Source organism: Moellerella wisconsensis, from assembly GCF_022592395.1.
Classification (GTDB): domain Bacteria; phylum Pseudomonadota; class Gammaproteobacteria; order Enterobacterales; family Enterobacteriaceae; genus Moellerella; species Moellerella wisconsensis.
This window is the reverse complement of record NZ_CP093242.1, coordinates 2,736,583-2,748,327: the sequence shown is the minus strand read 5'-3', so window position 1 is coordinate 2,748,327 and position 11,745 is coordinate 2,736,583. Positions and strand designations below refer to the sequence as shown.

Sequence of the window (11,745 nt, the reverse complement as noted above, 5' to 3'; positions counted from 1 at the left end):
ATGAAAAAAATAATGAACGTTTTTTTATTAATAATTTGTTTTTTAATGAGTTTTTTGTCTTTTGGTTCCGATCGCATAAATTTAAAATTTTCTGGGGATATTAAAGCTTCAACATGTAATATTTCAAATGGTGCTAATATTAATATTGATTTGAAAAATATTCCAGCTATTACATTTGAAAAATTAAATTCATTTTCAGCATGGAGTTATTTTAGTATTGATTTAAATAATTGTTCATCAGCAATAAATCAAGTAAAAATAACTTTTACTGGGATCTCGGCTCCTGAGGATGTGAATAGTTTATACCGGAATCAAGGAACCGCTAAAAATATTGCAGTACAATTAGAGAATAATACAGGAAAAATTCAATTAGGAAATAAAAAATCATTAAATGTCTCTATAAATGGAAAGGATAATGTAAAAATCTTGCTGAGAACTCGAGCTTTTAGTAAATCAGGAAATGGAATGCCAGGGACGATATCAGCAAAAATAACTGCAAATATTATTTATTTATAAAAGAGAAAATACATGAATAACTCGGTAATTTTATTTTTATTTCTAATGTTTTCGTCTTTTACAATGGCCAATACTGTAAATATTAATGTTTATGGGAGGGTCACCGTATCACCTTGTCAGGTAGAAAATAAAAATTATTTAATTGATTTTAAAAAAATAAATATTAGCGAATTTAAAAATAATCAGAGTACTAAATGGGTTGATTTTGTTGTGAAATTAAAAAATTGCCCAATAAGTACGAAGCAAGCAACCTTATCAATAGCAGGTGTCGCTGATCCTAATAATGCGAATTACTTTATTAATAAAGGAAAGGCTAAAGGTGTGGCATTAGATTTAATGGACAGAAATACGAAGAAAAATATTAAGAATGGCTCTAAATTAGTTGCCACCGTTAATCAAAAAACCAAGAGTGCAGAATATCCTCTCTCAGCAAGAGTGATTAAAAATGGCACAGGGCTAACAACGGGAGGCTTTAGAAGTCATTTGGAATTCACATTGATTTATCATTGAATAAATATTCGGGAGGATTAAGTGACGAGTCGCTATCCAGTATCAAAAATTATCGGTAAAAAAATCACTTATTATAGAAAAATGCATGGAGTTTCATTGGATAAATTAGCTAAAGTAATTGGTGTTAGTCAACAGCAACAGTCAAGATACGAAAGAGGAATTAATCGAATTAATCTGGATAGGCTTAATCAATATGCAAAAATATTTAATATTCCATTGAAGGATTTTTTTATTTTAAATGATAAAGAAAAAATGGAAATAACAATAAATACATTAGATAAAGATGGAGTAAGTAATGAATGTAAAATTAAAAAATAAACGTTCATATAATATATTGTTGGGTGGTGTATTATTATATTCATCCTATTTAAATGCAGCATGTATTCAGAATCCAAATTATAGAAATATACTTTCCAATTTAAAACCAGAAACGTTTTCTATTCAATATGATGATACCTCCGTCAGAGTATTAGCTAATTATAAATTAATTTATTACCCAGGTTACACGAATACATACTCTGGTAATAATGGAAGGTGTGGGAATGCTGGTATAGTAAGCTATTACCTCAATGGTTGGGTACCAAATTCAGATAATATTGCTGAAACCAATATACCCGGTATTGGTATTAGAATTAAATGGGGGAGATCAGATGAGTTTTTTTTAAATTTTAAGCACTATAGACCTGAGGATAATGGCTATAGATATAGAATAAACGATTCATCTTGGACTGTGGAAATAATAAAAACCGGGCAAGTGACTCAATCAGGAGCCTTAAAAGGAGGGGCGTTAGCAAGAACGCAACAAGAAAATAATTTCCCTTATAATAGCACATGGATATACTCAACATTGAGGATCCCTAATAATTCTGTGAAAATAAATTCATTAAAATGTACAACGTACGCAAATAATTATAATATAAATTTAGGGACTTGGTATGATACCCAATTTAAAAATATAGGAAATGTCAGCCAAAATAAAACCATTCCAATTAAGTTAAGTTGTGCTGCCGGAACTAATATTAAAGCTACAGTAACCAGTAATGCAGGATATATTGATGCTAGTTCTGGTAAGTTGAAATTATCAGGAGCAAATCAAGCTACAGGCATTGGAATTCAAATAATTGACGGAAATAATAACCCTGTCGCATTAAATACACCGATTAGAGTGAGAAATAACACCTCTTCTGGCGACTATATTTTTAACTGGAAAGCTCGTTATATAAAAACAGGAAGTGTAATAAAGCCTGGTTCAGCGAATTCAACTGCTGTAGTTAATATTTTATATGAATAATTTAATTGTTATCATTAGATTGAATTATATTAATGAGAATAGGTTATGAACAAAAAAGTATCAAGAGCGGTAGGTAAAAAAATACGATGTTTAAGAGAGAGTTATAATATGAACGGTTGTGAATTTGCTGCTTTATTAGGGATTAGCCAACAGCATCAATCTCGTTATGAGAATGGAGAAAATAATATTCATGCTGATACAATTTATATATTATCCTCTATTTTTAATGTTGATTTGGATTATTTTTTTAGCGAATTATCTACAGAAATAGATGATTTTGATGAGGAAGATATAGATTATAAAAAAAATCATTTTCTTGCTGAAACTGTTTTAGTTAAAGATTAAATGTTAATATTTTTACTAGTTATATGATGAGCCATCAGCAGTATTTTATTTTAATTCGATTAAAGATTCATTTTTTGGAAAATAATGAGCTAAAAGCCATATATTTAAGACAATACATACAAAGTAATGTACTCGAAGTCAGGCGCTCAAAGTAAGACGCTCAAAGCAATAGGCTAAGAATGAGTAAAAAATCCTCATGGTAATAGCTCGCCGCACCGGAGATATGCCCCCTGACCAATAATCACAGCCAAATTATTACAAACACATAATCACAGTAAAGAAATTAGTACTTCGCAATAGAAGCTTTTAATAATGATCTCAAAATTAACCTCGCTTTTTAGCAGGTTACGAACCTCTCTAATTGACGTTGATGTCTACGCAATCTTTCTATGCAATACCTTGCTGTAATCCCTCTTGACAGCCTTTATCTGGTCAGCGCTGTGCAACATTCACGATACCCCCTGATGTTTATCCGCCTGCTCAAATTCATCGTGTATTTTGACACTATTGAATATTGACCGGTGTAATGTCGCACCATAATTAGACACCGCATAGCAGATATCGGTGATTCGAATCGCCTCTTTGATTCATTAATATTACCGTACTGTAAAAGCCATTGATATTGAACCTAAAACTATGGGTGCCAATATTGAAAACTGGATCCCCACGGATATTTAGGACAACCTAGCCTTATAATTCAATAAATATGCTTTTCGCTTATACGTTTTCAGTTGCTAAAAAAATAGCCCCAGAGAAGGGGCTTAAAGGGATGGTATCTAAGGATATAAATGAAATATGCGTTAACTTGGTTATTATCATAACCCTTTCAATGTCATGTAACGAAATTAAGCTTAAAAAATAGTTAAGTTTTTCAAAGTTATGTGAGGCGCAATTGAGACTTCAGATTCATTCTTGGTCATTCAGAGCGATAAAATTAACTGTTTATGATAATTTTGAGTGTCTATTTGGGCTATTGATATCATCCGCACACCAAATTCCCGCAATAAAGAGTAAAAATAAAAAAGTTACAATCATTAAATCCTGATATTTAGTCTGTAGTTAATAATATATATACAGAATGAAAAGGGTAATTTAAATAAACAACCTGACAAAACAATAATAAATAAATTATTAATTTCAGTGAGGTAACTTATTGCAATAATAAACAATGACTATAACTAATTTATTTTTTCTTACTCAGTGTGTTTATTCAAATATACTGGTTTTGTTTGTGTGATAATTAAATTAAATAAAACAACCAGTTATTAAATAGGTATGTATGGTAAGTTAATAATAGCTTATTATATTTAGTGTGCTTTTGTATTTTTATCTATTTACTAAACTAAGAACCCTGTTATTGTTTGTATTAGTTTATTTTAAATATTAAAAATGGACCCTTTAATAATAAGGAATTTAATTATTGAAAATACAATTTATTCTATAGTCATCGTTCTGTTTTTATTAATAGCTAGCCCATCTAGCTATAGTATTGAAAATAAAAACATATCAAATCAAGATCTTATTCAATTTGAACAAAAACAATGGCTAGAGTCAGCGCAGCGACAGCGGCAAAACTTAAAACAGAAGCCTCGTATTGCCTCAGATAACCCAATATTAATATCCGATGATGAAAATCGCTGTTTTACTATAGAGTCAATTAATTTAACAGGCATGACAGTATTTTCAGATAAACAAAAAAATAAGTTAATAGAAAATTATCTCGATAACTGTTTAACAATAAATAATATCCAAAGTATTACACAGTTAATACAAAATTATTATGTGAAAAAAGGATATGTCACGGTACAAGTTAGCCTTCCTGAACAAGATCTCACACTGAAAACACTTACAATATTAATTATTGAAGGAATAATTGAATCAATTGAAATTCAGAATTCACCAACAAGAACTGTGAATATGATTTACCCTAATTTAATAGGGGAAATATTAAATTTACGAGATATAGAGCAAGGATTAGAGCAGTTAAATAGATTAAATAGCTATCATTATTCAATAGATATTCAAGCGGGCTCAAAAACAGGTTTATCCCATTTATTTATTTACCGTAAAGGAAAGAAAATCCCACTGGCCACGCAATTACAATTAGATAATTCAGGCTCAAAATCTAACGGTGAAAAACAGCTAAACGCAGGATTAATATTTGATTCTCTATTGGGGTTGGGTGAGCAGTGGTCGGTCAGTGGAAATAGCGATACTGACTTTAGTACAACACATTTTAATCACCATTATATATTGGGCCTTAATGTTCCATATGGAAATTGGAATTATCGTTATCATTTATTTAATAGTCGCTCATTTCAGACTGATAAAGTTGATTATCAATCCTTTGATTATGAAGTGAAAAATAGTAATCAATACGTTGAAATTAGCCGTTTAATTTATCGAGATGCTAAACAAAGAGTATTAGTACATGGCGGATTAGAAAATAAGAGAGTAAGAATTAAATTTATGGAGCAGTTAATCGATATTAGTAGCCCAATACTAACATCAATAATTTTCACTGCTCAATATAATACAGTATTAAGCCACGGATATTTTACTTTTAGTCCCACATTTAAACAGGGAATTAATGCGTTTGGTGCATCACCAAATATAAACGTAGACGACTACCCATGTAGCCACTTTAATAAATTAAGTTTAAACAGCAGTTATCAATATTTTTTCTCGCCGAAATTATCTTTTCTTACCTCATTTCATGGGCAAATAACACGAGATAATTTATATAGCGTCGAACAAATACATCTTGGTGGTCAATATTCTGTACGGGGTTTCAAGGCCCAGATGTTATCTGGAAATCAGGGGTTTTATTGGCGTAATGATATTAATTACTTGTTGCCAAAACCTATTATGGGCGCCCTCACTTTGGTCGGTGCTTGGGATTTAGGTTATCAGGCCAAGGGAGACGAATTTATCTCAGGCGGTGCAATAGGTATTAATTTTAACCATAAATCCGGCATTAATTCACAGCTTATTGCTAGCATTCCCTTTTATTACCCTAAAAATTACCAACCAGATCATTGGTCTTTATATTGGTCTGTTTCTTTATCTTTGTAACCTATTTAACAAGGAGTGTTAATTATGTCACATAAATTACCTTCAGCAACAAAATGTATTTTGGGCTATGGGTTGATCTTATTAACCGCATTTTATCCTCTCCATCCTGCCTGGGGGAGTGCTTTAATAATAAATAAATCCACGCAATTAACCCAACAAAATAATATTCCTATTATTAATATTGCTACGCCCAATAATGCGGGAATTTCGCATAATAAATATCGACAGTTTAATATCAATAATCAAGGAATGATCCTCAATAATGCCACCAATAAGGTGACTTCTCAGTTAGCTGGACTAATTAATGCGAACAGTCAGTTAAGAGGTCAAGCGGCTGATTTAATCATTAATGAAGTGACCAGTAATCAGTTCTCTTATTTAAATGGAAAATTAGAAGTCGCTGGAAAAAAAGCAGCGGTATTTATTGCTAATCCGAATGGGATCACTTGTGATGGCTGTAGTTTTATTAATTCACACGTTGTTACTTTAACCACCGGAAAACCTATTTTCGATCCTCAAGGGGCATTAACCGCGCTTGATGTTAAGCGCGGAAGAGTGATTGTTGGTCGCGGTGGAATGGATGCTCTATCTACGGATTATACAGAAATTATTAGCCGTGCAACTGAATTGAATGGAAAAATAAAAGCACAACAGCTCTCTTTAATACAGGGAGTTAATAAAGTTGATTTTCAAAACGGAACTATTACGCAAATACCAAGTACACAAATACCGGCTAATTATAGAAAACCCGCCATCGCTATTGATACCAAAAACTTGGGAGGGATGTATGCTAATCAAATTCGGCTAGTCAGCAGCGAAGCGGGCGTTGGGGTTAATTTAGCTAATATCCACAGTAATCAAAAAGATATTACGATCACCGTTGACGGTAAAATAACTTTTAATGGCAATATTCAATCTACGACTGATTTAAATATCAGTAGTAAAGATATTGACGTTACTAGGAATAAACGACTGTATGCAGAAAAAGATATTACTTTAGCCTCAGATAATCTCAATAATTATGGTCAAATTATCGCTCAAAGAAATATACGATTATTCAGTAATCAACTGATAAATAGTGGCGATAAAGCACTTATTCAAGCAAATGATAATTTATGGATACAAAAAAATGCACAAGGAGATTTAAGTCATTTAGTTGAAAATAGAGCGGCAACACTAAAAACTGAGAAAGGCGATTTAATTATTCGTACTAAGCGATTAGAGAATAAAAATCCATTAACTTTAATTGAACAAAAAATATTGCCTGAAGAAGGAATATTATTGATTAATGACTGGGGATTAATGTCAGCTAATAATCCCCGATGGCTTAATATTGCTTTTGTTGAATTAGGGCTTTCTGCCGATGATGATGCCAGTAAAATTCCGCGTAAATGGTTTGGTGTCACCCAAATACCTTATGATTTAGATAAACAAAATATGCACTTCCATGTGCAAAAAGGGACGTTTAAATTAGAAAATGCCAGTCAGCCTAGCTATATTGTGGGGGGTAACAATGTTTTTATTAATGCGAATATTATTAATAATTCACAAAGTGATATTAGTGCTGAAAATGATTTAATTATAACAGGCGGTGAATTCAATAATCCCAGTTTAACCACCGGCCAATATCACTTTTTTGATCACTATCAGCTTAATGGTGAATATCGAGAATTTGGTCTCAGAGAGTATCCAGTTAGAGTATATCAAAGACATAATTTATGGATGGATGATGAGGTTTATTCGGGAAATATTTCCGCTAAAAATAACCTCGTCGTTAATATGCTAAATAATTTTAATTTTGATATTAATCGAGGTGGGATAACAAATAATGACAGCTTTCATGAAATTATTACATCGCAAACACCACTGACTAACATTTCGGCCAATAATATTATATTAGACGTTAATAATCTTATTGGTGGACAAAATATAGTAGCAGAAAATGACCTTACCATAATAGCGAATGCCAATATTAGATTAAATCAACCCTTATTACAGGCAGGTAAAAATTTAACACTCAATGCTGTTGAATTAATACAAGGAAATATTGTCAGCCTGATCGGTGAAAATGTATCTCTATTATCAAAAAACAACAGTATTATTTTCGATAACCCTCATTTTTCACTCTATGATGAAAATTCAGGGAAATACTTTAGCCGCATTGGCGCTTCAGGCATTAATACGTTGATCGCGGGAAAAGATATAACATTAAATAATCTCTCTATTTCTGATGCTGATAGCCTGCGTATTTCTGCTGGGAATAATATCTCCATCAGTAATCATAAAGATTACATGGAATCACTTTTTTTTCATCCCTATCCCTATCCTTATCTCGATAACATAAATTTAGATAATTATAATTTCAGACCTAAAACAAGCGTCGCTTCATATGATAATTTATTATCATTTATCAATAAGAAAGATATTACGTTAGCGGCAAATAATGACCTCACTTTACAGGGAGTCTCTTTCTTCGGTATTGATTCAATTAGTATAAGCGCAGGGCGTGATATTAATCTATTTTCTGAAGATAAAATATCCCTATATGAACTTATCGATAGTCCTGTAACTAATATAGTAAAGCGAATTGACTTCTATACGAATAAAGATCTGTTATTAAGTTCAGGTCGAGATATTAATCTTAATGGTGTCAACCTTCTTTCAAAAGAGCGCTTAACTCTGCTGGCAGGACGTAATATTGATTTAAATCCGCGAGCTTTCTCTTGGCATACGGATATTGATAGCGGAATTATAAACCAACTTAATATAGACACCTTTGTTCGTGGTGATAAAGGCGTAATACTCGCGGCAAATAACAGCATCACATCGAAAGGAAGTGCTCTTAGATCTCAAAGCGATATTTTATTGACCAGTGGTGGGGATATACGCTTAGAGTCATTTAAAAGCCACTTTCGGCGCCAAGATGGGAATACGCTAAAAGAATATCATAATCAATCGGTTACAGATATATGGAGCCGGGATAATCTCACCATTTTATCGGAAGGTAGTATTCTATTTCAAGCGACAAAAATGGAGGCAAAAGGCGCGATAGAAATTGCGGCTAAAGGTGGCTTTCTCTATGCACAAGCCGTAGAGGAAGTTTACAACCAATCAGGCAAAGATCGCAGTTGTAAACGTTTTTTAGGCTTTAAATCTTGTAATTTATTTGGTTCTAGTACCCGAGATTGGACAAAATATCAGGTAACAAATAAAGTCACAGAATTTACCGCTGAAGAGGATATTAACTTATGGGCGAGAGATGATATTACGCTCGAAGCCTCAAAAATTAGGACACTCAATAATGCCAAGATAACGAGCGAGCAAGGAAGCATTAATTTTAGGGCAGTAAGGGATCGTAATTTTGAGCAAGTAATTGGCAAGTCGTCCGGTTTTTTCCTTACTCATAACGACACCGGTTATATCGCAGATACTTGGGCATTACCGTCATTATATATCGGTGGTGAACTTTCGATTGAATCGAGCCATGCCATTTCAGCGGATATTAAAGCTAATAATAGGCAGTCGATAGATGATGTTTTGACCTCGTTAAGTAATAGCGAGGGAAGCGAATGGTTAGCTCAGCTAAAAGACAATGATAATGTCCACTGGGATCAGGTTTATGACGCCTATGACGATTGGGATCATGAAACCAAGCGGCTAAACCCAGTGGTCTCTGCCGTGATTGCTATCGCCGTTGCTGCCGCGACTTATGGCTCCGGTTTAGCCGCATCGGCGAGTGCATCAGCTGTAGCTGCTAGCGGCACAACAGGCGTCCCCGCCGCCGTGGTTTCTGGCATGGCGAGTGCGGGACTTGCCGGATTAACGTCACAAGCTGCTGTGGCGTTAGTTGAAAACGAAGGCAATCTTTCTGATACCTTCAAAGCCTTAGGCAATAGCGACACGGTTAAATCCCTTGTTAGCCAAATGATTATCGGCGGCGCATTAAATGGCCTCGATATCTATATGGGCTGGAAAGCCGATCCCTCTTTAGCCAGTTCCTCCTTCGATCCCACTCAATTCAAAATTCCTTCATTAACCCATCACCAATGGAACGATGTTGCCCGCCGAATTGCGGCACAATCGGCGATTATCACCACCACCCATAGCGCTATTCACGGCGGCAATTTTATTGATAATTTTAAAACCGCGTTGACTCACAGTATCGCCAACCAACTTCATGCCGATGGAGCTCAATATATTGGTGACAGTGCAGAATATCTGGGGCAAGGGGGGAAAATACTCAGCCACGCAACTGTTGCAGGTATAGCTGCCGAAATCAGGGGCGGCAATGTTAAAGGTGCGATGGTCGGTAGCTTGGCGGCGGAATTGGCAGCCGCATCTTTTGGCGAAAATATTGTGAAAGCCAGTGAGTGGGGACGGGTTTCAGAACTCCAAGCACAAGTTGCTCGCGCTTTTGGCGGTATAGCGGGCGGTGTATTTACCGGAAAACCCGGCGGGGTCTATAGCGGAGCCGAATCGGCTGAAACTACCTTTCGCAATAATTACTTGTCTCACCATCAAAAAATATTGATGAACAGAGAGCTAGACGCTGAGACTAATTACGTTAAAAAAGCGGTAATTTATGCGCGTTGGGGATTGCTGAGTAGTTCGCAAGACGGTGCGCTAGCGGCGGGATTTGTCTCTGGTGTCCCCGTGGAGCTTTATGACACCGTAGTGACGATTGTGGGTGCCGCGGTTAATTATCGCGAAACACTACAAGCGATAAAAAACCTGATTAATAGCGGCGATGTTCTGGATACTGTCTATCAAGCTGAAAAAGCCGATTTACTACAGCGTATCGACAAAATAGAACAAGCTTATGAACATGCTGGAGTTGATGGGGCTTTTAATGCGGGGCTGGAATCAGGAAAGTTAGTCACCAAAGCCATAGGTTATCTGGCCGCAGGTAAAGCTGCGACCAGTATCACTACAAAAACAGTGGATAGAGTTCGGCAATTATCGGACCCCAAAAATGGGCCACCGATAGTTGAAATCAAAGATATCTACCGTATCGAGAGTGATGGCAGTAAAACGGGCATGGCTTGGGGGGAGGGGGTTTATAAACAGGGTTATCCATTTGAGGATTTTGTGGGAAAAGAGTTAAAACTGCCGGAGAGTACACGACTACCTTATGGATTTAAAACATTTGATTATTATGATATAGCTACAAGACAAGCGATCAGTGTTAAAACACTGAATACCTCAGCTAAGAGCTATCAGTCACCGAATAGTGTAAATAGAAAAATTAATCAGCATATTGATAAGATCGATGAATTTGAAACTGGCAGAAGAGGGATATTTGAATTAACCAAAGATATGATCCAAATAAAAGATTTGCATATTGCGGTTCCTAACACGACGAGCTTAGCTCAGTGGCTCGAGATTAATAAATCGATCAGCTATGCTGCGGATAGGAATATTACTGTAAAAGTCACTGTTGTGGCGGGAGAAACTCAATGATTGATAATTTTGGACAAGGACTCAATACTGCTATTTATGCCACTGAAAAATTTTATTGCATAAAAACAACATCTGGACATGGATTACTTATTGACGATAATTTAGTGAGCCCGATCTATTTTACCAAACAGGTCGCAGATGCCGAGTTCGGTCATGCCATTCGGCATGCATTATCCTTAAGTCGCCTGGTAGACCCCAAAGATCCTGATTTTTTTCATCGTGATAAGGTTGCGGTGCGATATAAAATATGGATTGCTGAAGCCATGGACATGTGGGGCTATAAAAACCGCAAAGCATTATTTAAAAAGATGCACACTTGTACGGTTAAGTTATTGAATAATGAAATAAAGATTATGCCATGGTCACACGAAAAGCTCGAATCATGGGGCTCGCAGGGAATGAAGAAAGAGGATAATATTATTTTGCCTTCCAGTGTGTCAGATGAGATGTTCGGATCTGCAGTCAAAAAAGCCTTTTTACGCTGCAGAAATTATGTTTAATCTAACGCGGTAAATCTTTTTTTCTATTAGTTTTCGATTAAAGGTGAG

The 11,745-nt window shown here is 35.0% G+C and carries 8 protein-coding genes; all 8 read left to right on the top strand.

Annotated elements, in window-relative coordinates:
* The 8 genes from MNY66_RS12100 to MNY66_RS12065 all read left to right on the top strand — a co-directional run bounded on the left by MNY66_RS12100 (position 1) and on the right by MNY66_RS12065 (position 11,697).
* The gene (locus tag MNY66_RS12100; protein WP_241500982.1) at positions 1-516 is read left to right on the top strand and encodes a fimbrial protein; all 516 of its coding nucleotides are present in this window, start codon (positions 1-3) and stop codon (positions 514-516) included.
* 12 nt (positions 517-528) lie between these two features.
* Positions 529-1,026, top strand: coding sequence for a fimbrial protein (locus MNY66_RS12095; protein ID WP_241500981.1), 498 nt, complete (start codon positions 529-531; stop codon positions 1,024-1,026).
* Between the two features lie 21 nt (positions 1,027-1,047).
* Positions 1,048-1,344: a helix-turn-helix domain-containing protein gene (locus MNY66_RS12090; RefSeq protein WP_047254735.1), complete on the top strand. Its 297-nt coding sequence runs from the start codon at positions 1,048-1,050 to the stop codon at positions 1,342-1,344.
* A complete protein-coding gene (locus MNY66_RS12085; RefSeq protein ID WP_241500980.1) occupies positions 1,322-2,317 on the top strand; it encodes a fimbrial protein in 996 nt (331 codons plus the stop codon). Before MNY66_RS12090 ends, MNY66_RS12085 begins: the two co-directional genes overlap by 23 nt.
* Positions 2,318-2,362: 45 nt before the next feature.
* Positions 2,363-2,662, top strand: a complete 300-nt coding sequence (locus tag MNY66_RS12080) for a helix-turn-helix domain-containing protein (RefSeq protein WP_047254737.1) — start codon at positions 2,363-2,365, stop codon at positions 2,660-2,662.
* Positions 2,663-4,051: 1,389 nt separating this feature from the next.
* Positions 4,052-5,737, top strand: a complete 1,686-nt coding sequence (locus MNY66_RS12075; protein ID WP_241500979.1) for a ShlB/FhaC/HecB family hemolysin secretion/activation protein — start codon at positions 4,052-4,054, stop codon at positions 5,735-5,737.
* A gap of 24 nt (positions 5,738-5,761) precedes the next feature.
* Complete coding sequence (locus MNY66_RS12070; protein ID WP_241500978.1) at positions 5,762-11,197, top strand: two-partner secretion domain-containing protein; 5,436 nt, start codon at positions 5,762-5,764, stop codon at positions 11,195-11,197.
* Positions 11,194-11,697 (top strand): contact-dependent growth inhibition system immunity protein, encoded by a 504-nt coding sequence (locus MNY66_RS12065; RefSeq protein WP_241500977.1) that lies wholly within the window; start codon positions 11,194-11,196, stop codon positions 11,695-11,697. Before MNY66_RS12070 ends, MNY66_RS12065 begins: the two co-directional genes overlap by 4 nt.
* Positions 11,698-11,745 lie beyond the last annotated feature (48 nt).

Coding starts and splice junctions, on each gene's coding strand:
- MNY66_RS12085 (WP_241500980.1), top strand. CDS start 1,322: ATGAATGTAAAATTAAAAAATAAACGTTCATATAATATATTGTTGGGT.
- MNY66_RS12095 (WP_241500981.1), top strand. CDS start 529: ATGAATAACTCGGTAATTTTATTTTTATTTCTAATGTTTTCGTCTTTT.
- MNY66_RS12070 (WP_241500978.1), top strand. CDS start 5,762: ATGTCACATAAATTACCTTCAGCAACAAAATGTATTTTGGGCTATGGG.
- MNY66_RS12080 (WP_047254737.1), top strand. CDS start 2,363: ATGAACAAAAAAGTATCAAGAGCGGTAGGTAAAAAAATACGATGTTTA.
- MNY66_RS12075 (WP_241500979.1), top strand. CDS start 4,052: ATGGACCCTTTAATAATAAGGAATTTAATTATTGAAAATACAATTTAT.
- MNY66_RS12065 (WP_241500977.1), top strand. CDS start 11,194: ATGATTGATAATTTTGGACAAGGACTCAATACTGCTATTTATGCCACT.
- MNY66_RS12100 (WP_241500982.1), top strand. CDS start 1: ATGAAAAAAATAATGAACGTTTTTTTATTAATAATTTGTTTTTTAATG.